Consider the following 19,784-nt stretch of genomic DNA (forward strand, 5'->3'; position numbering starts at 1 on the left):
AATTCTCATTCTCTTAATCAATGAGTTTTTGCTTCACGGTGCACTATATAAATTCCACTCGATAAAATGATCACCGCACCCACACCGGACCAAATATCCATTATCTCTCCAAAGAAAATATACGCTAATAATAATGTAGCTAACAATCGACTAAAATCAAAAGGTAATAAGAGTGTCAAATCGGCAAATCGATAGGCTTGAAAAATAGCAAAGAAATTAAACAGAAAAACAAGCCCCAAAATAACCAATGAAATCCACTGGCTTGCTGTGGGTAAATTGCCAGGATAAAGCCGCCATGGGCATCGATGCTATTGACATGAATAATGAGATATAAAAAGTTTGCGTACTCAACAACTCAACACGAGTCTGTATTTTCGTGATGATATCAACAACTGCCCCTAATGCGGATGCTAAGATCCCCACTACAACCCCTAATTTCACGATCTCGAGACCAGGGCGAATAATAATGACAACGCCTAAGAAACCCACAATCAAAGCAACAATACGACGCAAATCCAAAGGTTCATGAAGAATAAAAACAGCCGCAATAGCAGCAAAGAGCGGCCAAGTATAATTTATTGCTGTTGCCTCTGTCAGCGGAATCATCTTCAGCGTATAGAACCATAGTATTAACGCTAAGGTACCGAGCAGTGCACGAAAAATATACAACCAAGCTGTTTTTATACGCAGCCACTTCCCCTTTGTATAAATAGCCCATCCCAGCATACAGAAAAAAGAGGCTAATGTGCTTAAGAAAAATATTTCAAATACAGGCAATCCTCCTTCAGTACACAATCGCACCATCACTGACATAACGGAGAAATTGACACAATGAAGAAGCATCCAAAAAATGCCTTTGATGGGATTGGGTGACAATTAGGTATCCTTACATTTTAGCCAAAAAAAGTGCTCATAAAGACTCGACCATAACATCCCAAAGGTAAAAGCAAATAACAATTCTTCTATTGGAATCCCTAGGGTTAAAATGCCACTCAATGCGCTTAGATTCCAAGCTTCTTTCACGAAATCCGGAAAAATAAAAATAAGAACCCAAAAAAATATCGAATACAAAAATAAAAACAACAATCCACCCACCCAAATCTTTTTCTTTAAATCGGGTCGACAATACCCTGCAGCCAGTGAGCCAACAAATAGCGCAATCGATGCTGAATAAATATTATTCCAAGATGTCAGTACTGCTAATAAAGCAAAAATAATCGCAGGTAGCATTAAAATAAACCCATGCCATCGGTGTCTCTTCCTCGACATTTCTTTTTTTGAAACAGATTGAAGTTGCACTTTGAAGATGGATTGGTAAATCACTGCGGCAATTCCACCAATCGCAAATGAAAAGATAAGACTTTCAATGTCAAAACCCGTTCGCATAGCAAGATTAAATAAGGAAGGTGGATGCCAATAGCTAGGAACAAAAAGAGGCTCTGTTAAACCTAGTGGCAGAGTGAACAAACTGACGATGAGCATCTCCTTTCTAAATTCTTTTCGCCATACAAACAAAATGCACCAAAGTAATAAATAAAATAAGGCTCCGACTATCCAGGCATGCTGCGTCATAAACATCATGCGTTTATTCCCTGACTAAAATTCATTTCCCCACTCTTTATTTAACCGTGAAACAGATGATATACCATGGCAATGGCCGCAACGATTATAATGATATAGGCAAATGTTTTTGCAAGATTGTTTATAATTCCTTTGCCCTTAAACCAGATGAGCAAACCAATACCCAATACCAAGACAATTAACTCAAACATAAAATGAGATAAAAACATGATGAAAAACACCTCGATGTTAAAAGAGAAAAACTTAATATCAAAATTGCAAGGTTTATTCACCGACAGACTATAGCATATCTAACATAAGCTCTTCTGATACATGGCGTATCACGACTTAGTTAGCTATGATAAAAAACGAGAATAACATCTCCGATCGGGCAGTTACGTTACTTTCAGCGATTCATCATTTGAGGAGCCATCCTGTTCGTTTTCACTCATTCCTGATCGATTTTCCATCTGACCCCAGGGTGTACCGAAATAGCCATCTTCCCAATATTTAAAGGCATAATATAAGGGACACAACATGCCAACGACTGCCAGAATTGCAATGATATAGCCAAACGTTTTTGCAAGATTGTTATTAGCAGTTTTGGACCAAATGAGCATACTGATACCGATCGCTAGTGCGATGACCTCCAGCGCAAAAGCGGTATGTGATAAAAACATCATAAAAATAAACTATAGTAGTAATACCTATTTTTAGAGGAGTTAACTCCATGTTAGATCCGTTTTCATTTCATGTAGCAACTGCACTCATATTCATCGCATTTGGTCTTGGAATAGCATTTATTGCATGGTCATTTCGAAACCAAGGTGAAGGAGTGAAGCTTGTAAGAGTTACAGGGTATATTATCGCTATCTTGGCGGTATTAGGGTATCTGTGCACGCTTTATTATGGAGTTAAATATTGGAGCGAAGGGTACTACAAAACACCGACGGCTTACTACTCCACTCAGCTGAGACACGGTGACAAGTAAACAGTAATTAATCTCAAAAAAACCGAGGAAGGGTAAGATCCTCCTTGTTAAATTGAACCCCCCCCATATTGAGCTATGAATATTTTTACTTATTGACTATAGCATACCTAACATAAGCTCTTCTGATACATGGCGTATCATGACTTAGTTAGCTATGATAAAAAATACGAATAACATCATCATGGATAAATGTCGAAAGGAATCGTTATGCCCATCGACCCAGTGTGTGGAATGCAAGTTAGCGAAGAATCAGCTTCAGGCAATGTCGTTCATAATGGACAACGCTATTATTTTTGTTCTACAAAGTGCCTCAATAAATTTCAAGAAAATCCAACGAAATTTGCCGAAACACCCGAATCACATGACCACATGTCTGATTTGAGTGTTCATAAACATACACTGCAGAAAGTACCTGAGGAGCCGAAATCGAACCATGAAATGGCAAAAGATCCCATTTGTGGAATGGTGGTCGAAAAGTCCACTGCCCTTCAGTCCGAGCGTGCAGGAAGGAATTATTATTTCTGCAGTGTCAATTGCCTACACACTTTCGAATCACCCGAAGCAGAGATGAAATCAATGAAAAGGCGGGTCGCGATCGCACTGACTGGTGTACTTGCACTCGCCATCCTACGCGCCGGTGCTTTTTTGACATTGGCAGCAGGTGCCACTATTGTCACCTGGGCACCCATCCCGGCGCTGCCTTGGTTCACGTGGGGCATGTGGCTATTCATTTTAGTTACACCCGTGCAATTCATCGGCGGCTGGAGCTTTTATAAGGGTTCATGGGATGCGATCCGAACACGCCGCATCAATATGGATTTTTTGATAGCACTGGGTACCTCTGTAGCCTATTTCTATAGCGTCGCTGTGTTATTCTTTCCTGATGTGCTGCCAATCAAAGTTAACGAACGCGATGTCTACTTTGAGGTGTCAGCGGTCATCATCGCCTTCGTGCTGCTCGGGAAGTACATGGAGGAAATCATTAAGAAGCGTTCTTCTGCTGCAGTGCGCAAATTATTAGATCTAAAGCCGGCTATCGCCCATGTCATGCGTGAAAGACAAGAAATGGAAATTCCTGCAGAAACCATCATGGTGGATGAAGTTGTGATCGTACGTCCCGGCGAAAAGATCCCGACCGATGGCACCGTGTTTGAGGGAACATCTTCTGTTGACGAATCAATGCTGACTGGGGAATCCATGCCAATCGAGAAACATCCGGGTGATGAAGTGATCGGCGGTACATTGAACCAACATGGAATGCTTCGCTTCAAGGCAACCAAGGTGGGTGCACAAACAACCTTAGCACAAATTATTAAGATGGTTGAAGATGCTCAAACAAGTACCGCACAAATTCAGCGTATTGCCGATAAAGTGACGGCCTATTTTGTTCCCGGTGTCGTCATCATTGCTTTATTCGCCTTTTTTGGCTGGTGGATTGCTGGCAACTTCCCGCAAGGACTCCTCGCCTTCATTGCTGTCCTTATCATTTCTTGCCCCTGTGCTCTCGGGGTGGCGACACCTGCAGCACTCATGGTCGGTGTGGGTAAAGGTGCAGACAAAGGTATTTTGATTCGTGGCGGAGAGGTCTTAGAACGTGCTGAGAAACTAACAACCATCGTCTTCGACAAAACAGGTACTCTGACGCGTGGCGAGCCTAATGTCACTGACATCATCACGCTTTCCTCCGTATCTGAAAATGAAATTTTGTCATTAGCAGCAGCGCTTGAGGCAGGGTCTGAACATCCATTGGGAGAAGCTATCGTACGGGCTGCACAATACAGGAAATTGATACCACCCGCTCTATCTCAGTTCGAGGCAATTCCAGGTCATGGTATTCAAGGTAAGGTAGATAATCATCGCATTCTATTGGGCAATCGTCGTTTATTTCAACGTGAAAATATTGCAACGCAAGCTGCAGAAGAACCCATGCAGCGACTCGAAGCAGAAGGCAAAACTGCGATGCTGGTTGCATGCGATCAATCATTGATTGGCATCATTGCTGTTGCGGATACCTTAAAACCCGAAGCCAAAGAAGCCATAGCAAGCTTACAAGCCGATGGGATTGAAGTCATCATGCTTACCGGAGACAATCAGCGCACTGCCAATGCGATTGCAAAACAGTTGGGAATCACCCAAGTCATCGCTGAAGTCCTTCCTCAGTCGAAAGTGGAAGTTATTCAGAACTTACAAAAACAAGGCAAGATGGTGGCCATGGTTGGAGATGGCGTGAATGATGCCCCTGCACTCGCCACAGCAACCATCGGTATTGCCATTGGCTCGGGTTCGGATGTCGCGAAAGAAACCGGTGGGATTATTCTCATCAAGAGCGATGTGCGTGATGTGGTCACAGCCATTCGCGTGTCTCGCGCTACCATGCTCAAGATCAAGCAAAACCTCTTCTGGGCATTCATTTACAACAGCATTGGTGTGCCAATTGCTGCACTGGGCTTCCTTAATCCCATCATCGCCGCAGCTGCCATGGCCCTAAGTTCACTCTCCGTAATCGCTAATTCTGCATTGTTGAAAATACAAAAATTAAAATAAAGAGAATGACTTATGCTTCACTTTGATACTTGATTAATTTTAATAAATGTCGCTCTCAAAATAAAAAATTAGCGTGGAATCTATTATAATAAAAGTAATTTACTGCCGCCAACTATGAGGAGGATGTTATGGGATGGTTAGCACAAAATTGGTTTTGGGTGCTGTTATTTGTCCTATTCATCATGATGCATTTTGGCCATGGCGGAGGCTGTGGAGGAGGACATAAAAAACACAAACACCCTGACGAAAACGATCAAAGCAAAAATGACAAAAACTCACCGCACGGCGGCCATAAACACTAAAGGAGAAGGCAGATGTTAAACACGAAACTTGTTACCTGGGCCTTGGGTCTATTCAGCGCGATCACCTTTATTGTTTGCGTTGTGTGGGGACTCGTGACACCCGAGAGCCTACACATGAAGGCCTTTCTAGAACTCATACTACCCGCATTCAAGTGGCTTACTTGGTGGGGTTTTTGCTTGGGGTTGGTCGAGAGCTTTCTTTATGGCGTTTACGCTGGCTTAGTGTACTGCCCGATTTACAATGTGTTATACCGCCGCTGGGGTGTGGAGAAGTAGCAAGCCCTTTGCAATGAAATGCAAATCGCCTACGAATGACTCTATGTTTTTTATAACGATAAATTAACACGAAGGATGTAAAGTTAACATGAAGACTACCATCATGGACGTGGGCGGCATGCTTTCTGCGCTGAGTGCGCTGGGTGTGGAAAAACAACTGACTCAATTGCCAGGGGTAAAGCGTGCACAGGTTAACTACATCTCAGGCAGTGCAACGGTCAAATATGATGAACATCGTATCAACTTGAAAAAAATTAAAGCGGCGATCCGAAACTGCGGCTATCACTGCACGGGTGAATTATTGCCGAAACACCTCTGCATTCTGGAAGACCCAGTTAGCGAAGAGGGTTTGTTGCCTGTTAGTTATGGTGCTGAGCTTCCGAGGGAGCCAACCGCCGCTGTTAGCCATGGCGAAACGACTGATGAGATGGCCCAGGAAATGGGTCATGGGCCAGAGATGGATCTTGCCATGATGGCTCGGGATATGCGCAATCGCTTCTGGATAACACTCGTCTTCACCCTACCCATCTTTCTCTATTCTCCCATGGGTAATCTATTTCAACCACCTGTACCACCCTTTGGTCTAGCGCTGAATGTCTGGCTTTTTATTCTCGCAAGTGTGGCAATACTATATCCAGGATGGCCATTCGTTGTTGAAGCATACCGAGCACTCAAAAACGGTGTACTGAATATGGCCGTATTAGTCGTGCTTTCAGTCGGTACGGGGTATGTGTTCAGTGTCGGGTCAACCTTCTTTTTCAGAGGGGAGCAATTTTATGAGGCGGTTGCGGTCTTGCTCGTCTTTATTCTTCTTGGACACTGGCTTGAAATGCGCGCTCGGGCGGGTGCATCGGATGCTATTCGCACGCTCATGAATCTTGCCCCACCCATGGCTACCGTTATTCGTAGCGGTAAAGAGATGGATATTCCCACTGCAGAAGTGCTCGTAGGTGATACAGTTTTGATACGTCCTGGCAATAAAATACCGGTGGATGGTGAGATCATCGAGGGTCAATCGCAAGTGGATGAATCGATGTTGACGGGTGAGTCTATGCCGGTGGGGAAAAAATTGGGCGATACCGTGATTGGTGCAACTATTAATAAAAGTGGCAGTTTCCGTTATCGAGCTACCAAGGTGGGTGCTGACACAGCACTTGCACAGATCGTAAAGCTCGTTCAGAAAGCGCAAAATTCTAAGGCCCCCTCGCAACGACTTGCCGATCGCGCTTCGCAGTGGCTGGTACTCATCGCGATAATCATTGGCCTTGCCACTTTCTCCATCTGGTCTTGGTGGATAGGTCAATCACTGCTATTTGCCCTTACACTCACCATCACTGTGTTTGTGATCGCTTGTCCCGATGCGCTCGGTCTTGCTACGCCCATGGCAGTGATGGTGGGCACTGGTCTTGGCGCTGTGAGTGGTATTCTTTTTAAAGATGCTGCTGCGTTAGAGGAAGCCACTCAACTCAATGTGATCATCTTTGATAAAACGGGGACGCTGACGATCGGACAACCTGAAGTCGTGGAAGTAGTTGCAGCATCAACTACGACTCAGGAAGCAGTACTTGCAGCCGCCGCGGCAGTCGAGCAAGGATCAGAGCATCCACTAGCACAAGCCATAAGAAGACGTGCTAATGGCATCAGTACAGAAGCCGCTCTAGCCTTTACTAACATCGAGGGTAAGGGTGCAGAAGCCAAGGTAGGTGGACAAATGATATTACTCGGTAACCGCCGGTTAATGGAGGAACGGGAAGTTGATATGGCAAGTCTCACAGAAAAGGCAAAAGAGCTTCAGGGTGCGGGTCGAACAGTCGTGCACGTAGCACAAAGCGGTAAACTCATTGGACTCATTGCTATCGCTGATGCAGTAAGACCTACTTCAGCGACTACAGTCAAAGCTTTACAAGCTCGCGGTGTGCAAGTGGCCATGCTAACAGGTGACAACCATGACACTGCAAAACGTATTGCCGATGAACTCGGCATCTCTATTGTACTTGCTGATGTGCTGCCAGGACAGAAAGCTGACAAAGTCAAGGAGTTACAGGCAGGCGGCAAAAAGGTGGGTATGGTGGGCGATGGCATTAATGATGCACCTGCCCTTATGCAAGCAGATGTAGGCTTTGCAATTGGGGCTGGCACGGATGTTGCCATGGAAAGTGCCAAGGTGGTACTGATGAAAAGCGATCCGTTTGATGTCGTCGGTGCTATCGCACTTTCGCGTGCTACGCTCACCAAGATGCACCAGAACCTATTTTGGGCGGTGGCCTATAATGTGGCTGCATTCCCACTTGCGGCAGGCCTCTTCTATCCAATTACTGTCAGTCCAGAGGTCGCGGCACTTGCCATGTCGGGAAGCACCGTACTGGTTGCTATGAATGCCTTACTTCTGAAACGTACGCGTTTAGAAGGCGTCCATGATTTTTCTAAGAAAGAGTAAACTTTTTTATATGTTATAATTTATTCGTATTTTATTTACTTTATCTGTTTCAAGGATGCAGGTTAAATCATAGGAATATATGAGGAAGATTGATGGAAAACCAAAGAGTGTCAATGTATCAACATATCTTATTTGCTGTTGAGCTTGGTAGTAGAGGAACATATTTTGCTGCACAGAAAGTCAAACAATTAACAGATATGTGCCAGGCAAAACTCAGCCTGATTCATGTGGTTGAATTACCAGATATCGTCTATCCCGGCATTCTATATGACGAACCATCCTGCATTGAACATGCAAAACAACAATTAGCCGAAATAGGAAAAAAGTTGAATGTGGCTACAGAAAATCAATATGTGAAAGTGGGCCAACCCAAAGTAATCATTCCTGAAATAATGAAGCAACTCAATATTGATTTGCTCATTGTGGGGCATCATGAAAGAAAGGGGATCTATCGTCTTTTGGGTTCGACAGCTTATGCTGCATTATCTCACGCCCAATGCGATGTATTAACCATACCCTATCCTAGTTATTCTTAAAATATCTCAATATGACTGGCTTAAAAAAATCAGATGTTAGTGAGTTAACTAGGGGATAAAGAATGATGATTGTCTATTTCAAAAGAATATCTTGGCTTCTGTTGCTCGTGACCTTTACTCTTTCAACACAGGTCTCCCTAGCAACTGAAACTGTACCTTATAAAGAGGTTGATGGTGTGGTCATTTATTTAGGCGCTCTTCCAGCCCAGATGATCCTTGGACATGGTAAAGAACACCCTGAGAGCAAAATGCATGGAGGTATTCCAACGAGCACACACCGTTACCACCTCCTCGTCTCTTTGTTTGATAATGCAACCGGTCAGCGTATCACTGACGCTGATGTCACAGCCACCGTAGAAGAAATAGGTTTGACGAGCGAAACTAAAACACTCGAACCGATGAAAATTGTTAACACCATCACATTTGGTAATTACTTTAAAATTGATAGTCAAAATTTATACCGTATCATCATACAAATTCGTCGTATAGGCACACAGCAAAAGATGATTAAAGCGGAATTTACGCAGGAACATTTTCCAAAATACTGGCTTGATTTATAAATTATTCAAGGATGTTTATGGATCAATTATTCACTTCAGAATCTGTATCGGAAGGACACACCCTGATAAAATCGCCGATCAAATTGCCGATGCTATCTTAGATGCAATCATTGCCCAAGATCCTCATTGCCGCGTCGCTTGTCAAGTTGTGGTTAAAGCCAGCATGGTGTTAATAACGGGGGAAATAAGTAGCAACGCTTCAGTGGATATCGAACAAATTGTTCGTGAATGTGTTAATGCCATAGGCTATAATGATCCCGCGCTTGGTTTTGACGGAAATTCTTGTACCGTGGTTTCAGTTATTGGTAAACAATCACCTGACATCGCTCAAGGTGTCAATCGTTCTCGCCCTGAAGCACAGGGTGCGGGCGACCAAGGCATGGTATTTGGCTATGCGTGTACTGGACGGATGTATTGATGCCAGCACCGATCGTCTATGCTAACCGTCTGATGAAACGCCATGCAGAGGTGCGTAAAAGTGGCAAGTTACCTTGGATACGCCCTGATGCGAAAAGCCAAGTGACATTGCGTTATCATGGTGATAAGCCGATCAAGGTAGATGCCGTGGTATTATCAACTCAACACAGTCCTGAAATCGACTATAAAAATTTAGTCGAAGCCATCCATGAAGAAATTATAAAACCAGTTTTACCTACAGAATGGTTGGATAAAAACACCCGTTATTATATTAATCCTACAGGTCGATTTGTCATCGGCGGCCCTCAGGGTGATTGTGGTTTAACGGGGAAAAAGACTGCAGTTGATTCTTATGGCAGCATGGCTCATCATGGCGGCGGGTCTTTTTCCGGAAAAGATCCTTCCAAAGTGGATCGCTCTGGCGCTTATGTCGCACGCTATATTGCCAAAAACATTGTTGCTGCAGGCTTGGCATCGCGTTGTGAGATCCAAATTTCTTATGCATTGGGGTTGCAGAACCCGTTTCTCTTCGAGTAGAAACATTTGGTACCGGCAAAGTCGAAGAATCAGCGATAATGAAGTTGATCCATAAATACTTCGATATACGACCGTATGGGATTACCCACACGCTGAATTTGTTAAGACCCATTTATTTGGCGACGGCAGCTTATGGTCATTTTGGTCGAGACAACCCCGAATTTACTTGGGAATATACCGATAAAGCAGAGAGTCTGGTTTAATCAAATCCGTTAAAATAATTAGTATAAATTAATCTAATCCTTTTCCTCAAGACTCAATTTCATGGAAATGATATCCATCATATCCTTCAGCGTTATAATCCCATAAAGCTTTCCCTGATCGGTGACAATGACACGGCTGATTTTTTGAGAAGTCATCATTTGAAGCACTTTTGATACTTCAGTATCAACATCTATCGCAATTTCAGGCGTACATTGACGCATGACCTGTCTCACTTTGAGTATTGGCCATTGTTCCTTCTCAATTTGTTTTATTTCATTGAATGAAATACAACCCACAAGCTTTTTATTTTCTACTACGGGATAGAGTTTGTGATAATGTTTATAAAAGTAATTATCTACAAGATCTTGAAGCGTTATGTCGGGTTGTACGGTGATGGGATGGGTCTTGGCGTATTTCTTGATACGCTCGTTTTGAAAGATATCCCTGATGAGAAGGTCTTGGTAAGACATTTTTGAGATATGCTGAAGAAAGAATCCGAGCAAGAACGCCCAGATACCAGAAATAAATGCACCCAGAACAAATTGAAAAATTCCAAAGAAAATCATTCCAAAACCTAATCCAACTCCAGCTCTACAAGCAACTTGTGTAGCCCATTTTAAGTTTCCCTTCCACCACCAAAGTATGGATCGCAAAATCCGTCCACCATCCAGTGGAAACCCAGGCAAAAGATTAAAAATTCCAAGGACGAAATTAATCACGCTGAGATAACGGATCACGCCATTGACTGAGATCGGCCACTTCGCCTGAGTACCTATCTGAAAAAGGAAGTAAAAAATGAAGCCTAAGCCAATGCTCAGCAAAGGACCCGCTAGAGAAATAAGTAGCTCAGCTTTTGGACTGGGCGGCGCATCACGCATTTCTGCAATGCCACCAAAAATAAATAACGTAATACCTCCAAAAGGCACACCGTAGTATCGGCCAATCAGTGAATGAAAGAGTTCATGCAGAATAATAGACAAAAAAAGTCCTACCGCACCAACAACTCCCATGATCCAATAAGTATTGCTACCGAGGTTTGGAAAGTGCATAGGAAAATAACCAACCGCAAGCGTCCATACAATAAGAATAGCGAGAAAAAACCAAGACCAATCAAGTCTCACTTCAAAGCCAAATAAATTAAACAAATGAAGACCTGATTTATTTGTGTCCATACGCAATCCTTTTTGAAACTATGACTTTGCTTATTTTCTTTTTACTCATCTCTTTTCGTTTTAAATCCGATTGCCTCTAACCTTTTCTGAATGTTTGGATGGGTAGAAAAAAAATCACTCAGTGATTTTTTCCCACCGATCCCAGCTGTTATTGGATCAAAAATATAGGCCTCGCGACGAGTCGATTCATGAGGTGTTTTATTATAAGCTTCTGCATATTTTTCTTGATGAGCATCATAATCCCCCTGAATTTTTAATAATGCATTGGCGAGTGGTTCATTATTACGTGTTAACTCCACTGAACCCGCATCAGCCATATACTCCCGAGTGCGACTTAAAAATAACACGAGCAGTACAGTTATCAGAGGTAAGAGATAGCGTAAAACAATAATACCTAAAACAAGCCAATTGCCACCTTCCCGCTCTGAACGTCGATTTCTCCCAAAAACAACGCTATAAAATAATATATCGATCATCATCAACATTAAATTAGCAAGCACAGAGGCCATCAGTGTTAATTTAATATCCATATGACGAATATGGCTTAATTCGTGTGCCATCACAGCTTGAATTTCTGCACGATTCAATTTTTCCAATAAACCTTTAGTAATTGCGATCATTGCTGATTTTTCACTATAACCACTGGCAAAGGCATTCATATAATCCGCATCAAGGATAAAGACGCGTGGCATAAACCGAAGACCTGCTGCAACTTTCATTTCTTCAACCGTATTATAAAGCTGCTTTTCTAAGAGGGTTTTAGCTGTTTCAGGTGTCACCTCATCGTACTTTGTGCCTAATAACATTAATTTGTCGTACCAAATAAAAGTCACCGCTAATGAAAGGATCGCAATTATTGTCGTTATGATCGTAGCATACGGAATCAATTGAAATGTAAGAATGGAATAAAAAATGGGAGACAATGGCACCTTGGGATATTTTTCTGAATAAATGAATAAATCAATGAATAATCCCAAGGCAATGTAAAGCAAAATAAAAATGCTGATAACAAGCAATGTGCGTCGTTGATTACTTTTTAATAATTGTCGCCAGTCAGCTATCTTTACCTGATATTTCTTCAATGAATCGATCATAAGATTACATCTTTACACTATAATCTTCTCGTTCTTTGATAGTTCCCTTCTCTAAATGCCAATAAGGGAATGTAAAATTTAGTTTGCTAGGGAATATACTGACAACGATAGAAGGAAAAACGGATTTTTTCCTCGCATTATAACGTTCAATACTGTCATTGTAGGCTTGCTTTGAATATGCCAATTTGTTTTCGGTATTTGAAATCTCCTCTTGTAACTGCAAGGCATTTTGATTGGCCTTAAGGTCAGGATACTGCTCAAATACCACATTTAACCCCGCTAGTATTCCTGAGATTTTAGTTTCTGCTGCCATGCTTGCCGTTGCATCGCCTTGTGCTTTAGCGGTCAAGGATTGGTTACGTAAAGCAACAACGTCTTTTAGGGTGGATTTTTCATAATCCATATAGTTTTTGACCACGTTAATAAGCGATTCGAAAACTTTGTAACGACGGTCTAACTGGATATCGATCTGGCGCTCATTATTACGCACCGCTTCAATCATGGCAATTAAGCCATTGTAAATCACAATCGTAGAGATAATAAGCAGACCCAAGAGCGCGATTACAACAATAAACGTCAACATAAAAAACTCCTTCTCTCTATGCTTTTGCCGTTGTTGCTAGATTTTTGACATCAGAACGGCAGCCACTCTACAAGTGTAGTAGGAATGCCAGCAATTAAAAGATATATGCCAGGGATTTTAAATAAGGGTGAGAATGACTTATCCTTCTCACCCTTATAAGTGTTATTTACAGCAGCTCTCACAGACTTTAGCGCATTCATGACAGGCTTTAGCGCATTGCTTGCAAAGCTCGTCAGAATGTTTTTCACATTCTGTTGCACAAAGTTCACACGCCTTAGCACAAAGCATCATAATATCCTTTGCCAACTTATCATTACGTGCACATAGCTGGGTACACAATGAACAGATTTGCGAACATGTCACGCACGCTTTTAAGCAGTCAGCATAGTCTTTACCCTTTTGAGCACAGCACTCAAAGGCACATTTTTCACAAGCTCGAATACATTCTTCGAAAGTTTTAATGCATTCATTAAGATTCTTTTCCATACTTTGATCTCCTTATTCGACAGTTGATGTCAAAAAACAGAATAAAGTATAGAGTATTTACAAGATAAGTTTGGGTTGCAGCTGATAAACTTCTACTAACAGCTATTTATGAGTCGAATTCCTTTCGATTTGTTTCAATATATCCTCTAGATAATCCGTCTGCAGTTCTTGTATATCAAGCAACCTTTTATATTGGTGCATCATTAAATGATCTATTTTTTCATCCAATAACCGAATTTCTAGTTCTGCCTTGAGATTAACTTTATAATCATGCTCCCCTCTTCTTCTATCTTTGTCTTCAAGTCTATTTTGACTCATCATAATGATCGATGCTTGTATAGCGGCTAAACAAGATAAGGTTGATGATTTTTTTAGCTAAAAACAGGCTATTTATGCCATTTTAATTTTATGAGGAGCCAGATAAAAAGGATAACAGAGACAATGACTCCCAACTTACCCAGTGTGATTCCGATGATTGTCCTCACACCCTCAAGGTGGAGAAGGACGCCGGTAACAATGAGGACTGCAACCAAAACCACTCCTAAGATTCGGACATCGTTTTGGCGATTAAATTCTTTCATCATGTCCCGCAACTCCGAGGAATCCACTTGCACACTCAGCTCACCGCTTTCAATTTGTGATAGTAGTTTCTGAGTGCGTTCTGGTAACGTCTTGAGAAAGGCTAAATAGTCAAAAATGTCTGTCTTAACACTTTCAGCAATTCGCTCCGGATTTAAATAAAATTTAAACGCTTTGATAACGAAAGGCTGTAGTTCTTTGTTAAAGTTAAATTCTGGGTAAAGTTTCAAACCCATTGCTTCTGTCGTGATCACTACTTTGCCAAATAAGGCAAGATCAGCTGGAAAACTGATACCGTGTGTGGCTCCTCGATTAATGATTCGAAAGAATGACCCAGCGATACTAGGTTGATTGGGAGAGAAGAAAAACTCAGAAAGTATATTGGACACATCTTTTTGGAAATTAGCGATATCACTCTGGTTAGACAAAATGGCAAGATGCATGAAGTGTTTGAAAAAGTGATCAATATCTTTATCCACAAATGCCACGAAACAACTCACTAATTCCTTGCGCTGTTCCTCGGTTAGATAGCCAACCATCCCAAAGTCATGAAGACAGAGCACATTATCTTTCAAGGCAAAGAAATTACCTGGATGTGGATCTGCATGAAAAAAACCATGAATCAAAACCTGCTCGAAGATGGCATCGACACCCACTAAGGCGAGCTTTTTCCGATCTACCCCTAGCTTTTCAATCCCCGCAATGTCATTTGCTTTCACGCCATGCATAAATTCCATGGTAAGCACTCGGGACGTTGTATAATCCCAAAAAATCAACGGAATATGGACATGGGGGTTGTCTTTAAAAGCAAAACGAAAACGTTCGGCATTATAGCCTTCCGCCTTGAAATCTAACTCACGGAGTATCCACAGTCGGCAAATTCTTTGATGACTCGAACAGGTTGGTAAGGTCTGATTTCGGTTATGAAACGTTCGGCAAGATGGGCAAGATAAAAAAGTATGTGAATATCGTGTTCAATAAGATGTCGGATATCAGGGCGTTGGATTTTTACAGCAACTTCCCTGCCATCCTGCAGATAGGCGCGATGCACTTGCGCCAAGGAAGCCGCCGCCACCGGTTTTTTCTCAATCGTTTTAAAAATGCGCTCTGGTTTTTTACCCAGCTCCTCAGTAAAAATGTCATGCGCTTCTTGCCACGAAAAAGGCGTCACATCACTTTGTAGTTTTGAAAGTTCCTCTGAAACCTCTTCTCCAATCAGATCAGCGCGAAGACTTAAAACCTGGCCCAATTTAACAAAGGTTGGCCCTAATTTTTCCAATACTTCTCGCAGAACCGCCGAAGAAATCACCTTTTCTTTTTTTCTCATTTGAATAAGGCAATTTTTCGGATGGCGCGGGTTAAAAAAGCAATAAATCCGGCATGACCAAGGGACTAAATACTTCAAGCGCATTTTTTTAACTAAAATCCCACCGCCTGCTTCAAAAATAACGGCAAGAATTTTGCGCAGGCGATTTAGGTTGCTGATTTTGCTTTTTAGTCCCCGCACGTTGGTAGCTTATTTTTACTTAGGATATTTTTGCATCATCCGCGCCTTTCGTTTGGAAGTTGCTTAATAGCAGCAGTGGGCGTCTCAAAATAACCCTCATGCCAATATTTAGTCACATAATAGGTGCTACATAGCATGCTTATCACTGCAAAAATGGCAACCAGCGAACCCGCTATTTTTGCTAATTGTATAGCAGCCCCTTCATTACGTAGCCCCCAGATTAGTAAACTAATGCCAAGTGAAAAAGCAATCAATCCCAGTGTAATAGCCGAGTGAAATATAAACATCATGATGCATCTCCTTTCTGGTTACGTTGTTTATGAAAAAAATGGGGTAAAAATGCTGGGGTCACTTCAGTATAGCGTTTATACGCATCAGCAAACTCTGCCGAGGTCTCTTTTTCTTCTTGATGAGCAAGACGAACATAGAGGTAAATTAGTATAGGAAACATAATCAACGTGATAATGGTTGGCCATTGCAATAAAAAACCGATCATGACCAATATAAAACCATCGTATTGTGGGTGACGCACCTTCGCATAAAGTCCCGTTGTTGCAAGTTGATTTTTCTTTTGGGCTAAATAAAGCGTGCTCCAAGCAGAATAAATAATGTAAAGACCACCAAAGATTAATATGTTACTGAGAATATGAAATACGTCGAAATGCGGATTGCCTTTCATCCCAAATAGCGTATGCAGTAAATGGCCCGTATCATGGCCGTAGAGATTAATAGCTGGATAATATTTTGAAAGCCAACCTGAAAATAAGAAGATAGTGAGAGGGAAACCATACATCTCTGTAAAATAGGCAATCACAAAAGCCGAAAATGCACCGAAGGTGCGCCAATCTCGTTTGGTCTTAAATTTGGTAAAACTATAAGCAAAAAGAATGAATATAGCGGAATTTACAAACACCAAAAGCCAAAGACCATAGGCATTAGAATGTTCCATAGTTTAATCCTTTTCCCCAGGAGAATTCTCATCTTCTTTTTCATCATGTTTTCCATGTCCGCCATGAAAAAAATGCATCAGTGGACATAACAAGAACAAGAGTATCCACCACGGAAATACAGCAAAAAAGCCTGCGACATGCGCCCTATGCTCAGTGATGAGGTAGTATCCGATAATGACGAAGATAATAAATATGATTAGCCAGCGAACAGAACGCCAACTAAACTTGTCTTTATCCCTGCTATGCAAATGAGGATGTTGATGATTTTCCGTTTTCATAATGCCAAATATAGCATAGGAATAAGTAAGTTTCCGTGCATCCCTTCTGCTCCAAGCAATAGCACAGCGAAAAGCACCCCCAAATTAATGAGAGTGGCCCAACTTTGATGATAGGAATATTTTTTTCCAAGTGCGTAAAATTGACTGATAAACCGATTGAATATTAAATTTTTTTATATGTTATAATTTTATTGCTATTTCATTTGCTGATAGCTTTTGTATTCTTAAGGAAATGCGTTAAATCACAAAAAATAAGTGAGCACGACATCATATGACAACTTTTACTCCTATTAGTTCATTGATCGGCGGTTCATTGATTGGGTTAAGTGCAATATTACTATTTTTGCTAAATGGTCGAATTGCAGGCATAAGTGGAATATTTCATGGCTTATTTCCAATACACAAAAACGATTTCTTTTGGCGCCTTTTGTTTCTTATCGGGTTAATAGCAGGAAGTCTGATTTATTATATTTTCCCTCAAATTCATTTCACGCCACGCAGCCATTTTCCGATTTCTTTATTACTCCTGGCAGGATTTTTAGTGGGAATCGGAACAAGATTAGGAGGTGGGTGTACTAGCGGTCATGGTGTCTGCGGTATTGCGCGATTATCTTTCCGATCATTTGTAGCAACCGTTATCTTTTTTGTATTCGGAGTTATTACGGTTTATTTCGTTCGGCATATTTGGAATATAATATGATATATATTGCAGCATTATTTTGCGGATTGTTATTCGGTTGTGGATTAACCATATCGAATATGATTAATGCGTATAAGGTATTAAATTTTTTGGATTTCACGGGTAACTGGGATCCTAGCCTAGCATTCGTTATGATCAGTGCTGTTATCGTTGCATGGGCTGGATATAAATTGGCCTCGCGTTTTACAAAACCCGCATTCGCAGAGAAATTTTTTATTTCAGAAAAGAAATCCATGGATGTACGTCTTATTTTAGGTGCTGCACTATTTGGTATTGGTTGGGGACTCGCAGGTTATTGTCCCGGTCCAGCTATTACTGCCATTGGATTAGGAATAGCCGATGCTGCCTATTTTTTGGTTGGGATGATTGCAAGTTTATTTATTTACCCGGCAATATCGTTTCTATACAAAAAATATTTAGCTAAATAGCTAGATTAAGTTTCGATGCTGATCAGGTTATTCTTTCATCCGTACTGCTAACACATCCCATTGTGCAAGATGTATTACCCCGTTAGCGGTGGAACCTAGCAATAAACGTATCCCATGACGCCCATGGCTTCCTAAAACAATTAGATCAGCATTCAGTTTTTTTGCATTATCCAAAATAATCATAACAGGTGGCCCCATTTCAACGATTTGTTGTGAGTGTGGAATACCATATTTCTTTGACAAAGTGCTCAATGCCTTCTTCGCTTCATTAGCAATTTGATCTTCAACTTCCGTCACCATGGGATATGCTTGCCCTACGCTGTAGGCATGGATAGGCTCGACGACGTGAAGAATAGAAAGCTTAGCGTTGTAAGCCTTAGCAAATTCAACGGCACACTCTGTGGTGAGATCTTGACAAGACGGATGCAAATCCACAGCAAGCAAAATATTTTGATAAACAGCCATGTTGATCATTCCTTAAGTTTTTCAAGTGGGTAATATTTATTTTGATTCAATTAAAATTTTTTTAGAATTTGAAGTTAATAAATATTTAGAACCCGTAACGGTCTCCGTTGCACCCATAAATGTGAGCTGCATAGACATCCTTTTAATGCATTCTTCGTTGGAATACGAATTTTCAAAAAATATTCTTACAAAAGATTCCAATAAGTTTTAGCTGATTCTTTAATAAAAATTTTTTGAAGTATCTATTATCCATAAGCTAATCCCTTAATAACGAGTAAAGTTAGGTAACATATAAAAGTATATATCAAATCTTAAATCCTTATGTTAAAAAATATATCAGTTCATTATGATAATTTCGGACAAGTTATTTGATGTGAATCATAATTAATTATAGCATTACTTTCATTAAGAAAATGTAATTATTAAATTAGTCCTCCACACACTTTCAAGGAATAATTATTTATCTTGTCATACTGGAAATTATGAACGCCGAGCCATCTGGCGTTGGCTTTTGAAAAAATAACTTGTTCAGGATGAATATAGTGGAAAAACCTATTTACAACGGCTTATCTGAAATTGAAGCAGCTAAAAAACTTAAAGAATATGGATACAATGAGCTTCCCTCTACAGTAAGACAACGAACTATTTTGACCATCGGCTTAGAAGCCATTCGAGAACCAATGATCTTACTACTGCTTATCGCGGGAGTCATTTATTTAATTTTAGGTGATCCAAAAGAAGCCATTGTTCTTCTGATTTTTGTGCTCGTCATTATCACTATTCTCATATTTCAGCAACGCAAAACAGAACGCGTTTTGGAAGCACTGCGCGATTTAACCAGTCCTCGTGCATTAGTTATTCGAGATGGAAAATACAAACGAATTGCTGGAAGAGAAGTGGTTATAGATGACATTATTATCCTTAAAGAAGGTGATCGAATTGCAGCCGATGCTGTTTTATTAACATGTCATGATTTAAGAGTAAATGAGTCATTGTTAACGGGGGAGGCTATTTCAGTCGGAATGGTTAGAAGCATATAAAATTAATCGCAATATATAATGACCCCCACATTTTAGACCAGCAAAGAAATAAATTTTGAGAGATAATAGCCTCTAACCGGAGGTAAAAATGGCAAAGAACAAGAAGTGGTCGGCAGTAGCAAAATTTGAAATTGCATT

The 19,784-nt window shown here is 41.1% G+C and carries 25 protein-coding genes and 1 pseudogene; 10 read left to right on the forward strand and 16 right to left on the reverse strand.

Features of this window, described 5'->3' with window-relative positions; genetic code table 11:
- Positions 1–17: 17 nt before the first annotated feature.
- The 5 genes from H0U71_09660 to H0U71_09680 form a co-directional block, all read right to left on the reverse strand.
- Entirely contained in the window at positions 18–248 is a 231-nt protein-coding gene (locus H0U71_09660) for a hypothetical protein (protein MBA2655311.1), read from the reverse strand.
- Positions 217–876, reverse strand: a complete 660-nt coding sequence (locus H0U71_09665) for a DMT family transporter (GenBank protein MBA2655312.1) — start codon at positions 874–876, stop codon at positions 217–219. The genes H0U71_09660 and H0U71_09665 overlap by 32 nt, the downstream gene beginning before the upstream one ends.
- The gene (locus tag H0U71_09670) at positions 877–1,572 is read right to left on the reverse strand and encodes a hypothetical protein (GenBank protein ID MBA2655313.1); all 696 of its coding nucleotides are present in this window, start codon (positions 1,570–1,572) and stop codon (positions 877–879) included. It abuts the gene before it with no gap.
- 50 nt (positions 1,573–1,622) lie between these two features.
- Complete coding sequence (locus H0U71_09675) at positions 1,623–1,790, reverse strand: hypothetical protein (protein ID MBA2655314.1); 168 nt, start codon at positions 1,788–1,790, stop codon at positions 1,623–1,625.
- A gap of 165 nt (positions 1,791–1,955) precedes the next feature.
- A complete protein-coding gene (locus H0U71_09680; GenBank protein ID MBA2655315.1) occupies positions 1,956–2,243 on the reverse strand; it encodes a hypothetical protein in 288 nt (95 codons plus the stop codon).
- A gap of 47 nt (positions 2,244–2,290) precedes the next feature.
- Here H0U71_09680 and H0U71_09685 point away from each other — a divergent pair, with 47 nt between their 5' ends.
- The 7 genes and pseudogenes from H0U71_09685 to H0U71_09715 all read left to right on the forward strand — a co-directional run bounded on the left by H0U71_09685 (position 2,291) and on the right by H0U71_09715 (position 10,363).
- Positions 2,291–2,551, forward strand: a complete 261-nt coding sequence (locus H0U71_09685) for a hypothetical protein (GenBank protein ID MBA2655316.1) — start codon at positions 2,291–2,293, stop codon at positions 2,549–2,551.
- Positions 2,552–2,758: 207 nt separating this feature from the next.
- The gene (locus H0U71_09690; protein ID MBA2655317.1) at positions 2,759–5,095 is read left to right on the forward strand and encodes a heavy metal translocating P-type ATPase; all 2,337 of its coding nucleotides are present in this window, start codon (positions 2,759–2,761) and stop codon (positions 5,093–5,095) included.
- A 128-nt stretch (positions 5,096–5,223) separates the two neighbouring features.
- Positions 5,224–5,397 carry a DUF2933 domain-containing protein gene (locus H0U71_09695; GenBank protein MBA2655318.1) on the forward strand — a complete coding sequence of 58 codons (174 nt, stop codon included), beginning with the start codon at positions 5,224–5,226 and terminating at the stop codon, positions 5,395–5,397.
- 364 nt (positions 5,398–5,761) lie between these two features.
- Complete coding sequence (locus tag H0U71_09700) at positions 5,762–8,110, forward strand: copper-translocating P-type ATPase (protein MBA2655319.1); 2,349 nt, start codon at positions 5,762–5,764, stop codon at positions 8,108–8,110.
- A 92-nt stretch (positions 8,111–8,202) separates the two neighbouring features.
- A complete protein-coding gene (locus H0U71_09705) occupies positions 8,203–8,646 on the forward strand; it encodes a universal stress protein (GenBank protein MBA2655320.1) in 444 nt (147 codons plus the stop codon).
- Positions 8,647–8,708: 62 nt separating this feature from the next.
- Positions 8,709–9,206 carry a hypothetical protein gene (locus tag H0U71_09710; protein ID MBA2655321.1) on the forward strand — a complete coding sequence of 166 codons (498 nt, stop codon included), beginning with the start codon at positions 8,709–8,711 and terminating at the stop codon, positions 9,204–9,206.
- Positions 9,207–9,217: 11 nt separating this feature from the next.
- Positions 9,218–10,363: pseudogene (locus tag H0U71_09715) on the forward strand (methionine adenosyltransferase).
- Between the two features lie 33 nt (positions 10,364–10,396).
- On the opposite strand, the gene H0U71_09720 reads toward H0U71_09715, so the two are convergent.
- The 10 genes from H0U71_09720 to H0U71_09765 all read right to left on the reverse strand — a co-directional run bounded on the left by H0U71_09720 (position 10,397) and on the right by H0U71_09765 (position 17,013).
- On the reverse strand, positions 10,397–11,536 hold the full coding sequence (locus H0U71_09720; protein ID MBA2655322.1) for a site-2 protease family protein: 1,140 nt from the start codon (positions 11,534–11,536) through the stop codon (positions 10,397–10,399).
- A 41-nt stretch (positions 11,537–11,577) separates the two neighbouring features.
- Entirely contained in the window at positions 11,578–12,630 is a 1,053-nt protein-coding gene (gene htpX / locus H0U71_09725; GenBank protein MBA2655323.1) for a zinc metalloprotease HtpX, read from the reverse strand.
- A gap of 4 nt (positions 12,631–12,634) precedes the next feature.
- Positions 12,635–13,213 (reverse strand): LemA family protein, encoded by a 579-nt coding sequence (locus H0U71_09730; GenBank protein ID MBA2655324.1) that lies wholly within the window; start codon positions 13,211–13,213, stop codon positions 12,635–12,637.
- A gap of 162 nt (positions 13,214–13,375) precedes the next feature.
- Entirely contained in the window at positions 13,376–13,699 is a 324-nt protein-coding gene (locus H0U71_09735; GenBank protein MBA2655325.1) for a four-helix bundle copper-binding protein, read from the reverse strand.
- A gap of 102 nt (positions 13,700–13,801) precedes the next feature.
- Positions 13,802–14,020 carry a DUF1003 domain-containing protein gene (locus H0U71_09740; GenBank protein ID MBA2655326.1) on the reverse strand — a complete coding sequence of 73 codons (219 nt, stop codon included), beginning with the start codon at positions 14,018–14,020 and terminating at the stop codon, positions 13,802–13,804.
- A gap of 65 nt (positions 14,021–14,085) precedes the next feature.
- Positions 14,086–15,006, reverse strand: a complete 921-nt coding sequence (locus tag H0U71_09745; GenBank protein MBA2655327.1) for an AarF/ABC1/UbiB kinase family protein — start codon at positions 15,004–15,006, stop codon at positions 14,086–14,088.
- Between the two features lie 122 nt (positions 15,007–15,128).
- Positions 15,129–15,785, reverse strand: coding sequence for an AarF/ABC1/UbiB kinase family protein (locus tag H0U71_09750; protein ID MBA2655328.1), 657 nt, complete (start codon positions 15,783–15,785; stop codon positions 15,129–15,131).
- Between the two features lie 35 nt (positions 15,786–15,820).
- Positions 15,821–16,075 (reverse strand): hypothetical protein, encoded by a 255-nt coding sequence (locus H0U71_09755; GenBank protein ID MBA2655329.1) that lies wholly within the window; start codon positions 16,073–16,075, stop codon positions 15,821–15,823.
- Entirely contained in the window at positions 16,072–16,734 is a 663-nt protein-coding gene (locus H0U71_09760; protein ID MBA2655330.1) for an isoprenylcysteine carboxylmethyltransferase family protein, read from the reverse strand. Before H0U71_09760 ends, H0U71_09755 begins: the two co-directional genes overlap by 4 nt.
- A gap of 3 nt (positions 16,735–16,737) precedes the next feature.
- Positions 16,738–17,013 carry a DUF2933 domain-containing protein gene (locus H0U71_09765; GenBank protein ID MBA2655331.1) on the reverse strand — a complete coding sequence of 92 codons (276 nt, stop codon included), beginning with the start codon at positions 17,011–17,013 and terminating at the stop codon, positions 16,738–16,740.
- A gap of 271 nt (positions 17,014–17,284) precedes the next feature.
- Here H0U71_09765 and H0U71_09770 point away from each other — a divergent pair, with 271 nt between their 5' ends.
- Complete coding sequence (locus H0U71_09770) at positions 17,285–17,713, forward strand: YeeE/YedE family protein (GenBank protein ID MBA2655332.1); 429 nt, start codon at positions 17,285–17,287, stop codon at positions 17,711–17,713.
- A complete protein-coding gene (locus H0U71_09775) occupies positions 17,710–18,141 on the forward strand; it encodes a YeeE/YedE family protein (protein MBA2655333.1) in 432 nt (143 codons plus the stop codon). The genes H0U71_09770 and H0U71_09775 overlap by 4 nt, the downstream gene beginning before the upstream one ends.
- 27 nt (positions 18,142–18,168) lie before the next feature.
- Here H0U71_09775 and H0U71_09780 read toward each other — a convergent pair whose 3' ends face one another.
- The gene (locus H0U71_09780; GenBank protein MBA2655334.1) at positions 18,169–18,606 is read right to left on the reverse strand and encodes a universal stress protein; all 438 of its coding nucleotides are present in this window, start codon (positions 18,604–18,606) and stop codon (positions 18,169–18,171) included.
- A 533-nt stretch (positions 18,607–19,139) separates the two neighbouring features.
- Between H0U71_09780 and H0U71_09785 the strand changes: the two genes are divergently transcribed.
- Positions 19,140–19,646 carry a hypothetical protein gene (locus tag H0U71_09785; GenBank protein MBA2655335.1) on the forward strand — a complete coding sequence of 169 codons (507 nt, stop codon included), beginning with the start codon at positions 19,140–19,142 and terminating at the stop codon, positions 19,644–19,646.
- Positions 19,647–19,784 lie beyond the last annotated feature (138 nt).

The organism is Gammaproteobacteria bacterium (genome assembly GCA_013697705.1).
Taxonomy (GTDB): domain Bacteria; phylum Pseudomonadota; class Gammaproteobacteria; order UBA6002; family UBA6002; genus UBA6002.

Bases quoted from the DNA above. Each gene is read 5' to 3' on its own strand.
- H0U71_09670 (MBA2655313.1), bottom strand. From the start codon at position 1,572: ATGACGCAGCATGCCTGGATAGTCGGAGCCTTATTTTATTTATTACTT.
- H0U71_09675 (MBA2655314.1), bottom strand. From the start codon at position 1,790: ATGTTTTTATCTCATTTTATGTTTGAGTTAATTGTCTTGGTATTGGGT.
- H0U71_09680 (MBA2655315.1), bottom strand. From the start codon at position 2,243: ATGATGTTTTTATCACATACCGCTTTTGCGCTGGAGGTCATCGCACTA.
- H0U71_09685 (MBA2655316.1), top strand. From the start codon at position 2,291: ATGTTAGATCCGTTTTCATTTCATGTAGCAACTGCACTCATATTCATC.
- H0U71_09690 (MBA2655317.1), top strand. From the start codon at position 2,759: ATGCCCATCGACCCAGTGTGTGGAATGCAAGTTAGCGAAGAATCAGCT.
- H0U71_09695 (MBA2655318.1), top strand. From the start codon at position 5,224: ATGGGATGGTTAGCACAAAATTGGTTTTGGGTGCTGTTATTTGTCCTA.
- H0U71_09700 (MBA2655319.1), top strand. From the start codon at position 5,762: ATGAAGACTACCATCATGGACGTGGGCGGCATGCTTTCTGCGCTGAGT.
- H0U71_09705 (MBA2655320.1), top strand. From the start codon at position 8,203: ATGGAAAACCAAAGAGTGTCAATGTATCAACATATCTTATTTGCTGTT.
- H0U71_09710 (MBA2655321.1), top strand. From the start codon at position 8,709: ATGATGATTGTCTATTTCAAAAGAATATCTTGGCTTCTGTTGCTCGTG.
- H0U71_09720 (MBA2655322.1), bottom strand. From the start codon at position 11,536: ATGGACACAAATAAATCAGGTCTTCATTTGTTTAATTTATTTGGCTTT.
- htpX (MBA2655323.1), bottom strand. From the start codon at position 12,630: ATGATCGATTCATTGAAGAAATATCAGGTAAAGATAGCTGACTGGCGA.
- H0U71_09730 (MBA2655324.1), bottom strand. From the start codon at position 13,213: ATGTTGACGTTTATTGTTGTAATCGCGCTCTTGGGTCTGCTTATTATC.
- H0U71_09735 (MBA2655325.1), bottom strand. From the start codon at position 13,699: ATGGAAAAGAATCTTAATGAATGCATTAAAACTTTCGAAGAATGTATT.
- H0U71_09740 (MBA2655326.1), bottom strand. From the start codon at position 14,020: ATGATGAGTCAAAATAGACTTGAAGACAAAGATAGAAGAAGAGGGGAG.
- H0U71_09745 (MBA2655327.1), bottom strand. From the start codon at position 15,006: ATGCATGGCGTGAAAGCAAATGACATTGCGGGGATTGAAAAGCTAGGG.
- H0U71_09755 (MBA2655329.1), bottom strand. From the start codon at position 16,075: ATGATGTTTATATTTCACTCGGCTATTACACTGGGATTGATTGCTTTT.
- H0U71_09760 (MBA2655330.1), bottom strand. From the start codon at position 16,734: ATGGAACATTCTAATGCCTATGGTCTTTGGCTTTTGGTGTTTGTAAAT.
- H0U71_09765 (MBA2655331.1), bottom strand. From the start codon at position 17,013: ATGAAAACGGAAAATCATCAACATCCTCATTTGCATAGCAGGGATAAA.
- H0U71_09770 (MBA2655332.1), top strand. From the start codon at position 17,285: ATGACAACTTTTACTCCTATTAGTTCATTGATCGGCGGTTCATTGATT.
- H0U71_09775 (MBA2655333.1), top strand. From the start codon at position 17,710: ATGATATATATTGCAGCATTATTTTGCGGATTGTTATTCGGTTGTGGA.
- H0U71_09780 (MBA2655334.1), bottom strand. From the start codon at position 18,606: ATGGCTGTTTATCAAAATATTTTGCTTGCTGTGGATTTGCATCCGTCT.
- H0U71_09785 (MBA2655335.1), top strand. From the start codon at position 19,140: ATGAATATAGTGGAAAAACCTATTTACAACGGCTTATCTGAAATTGAA.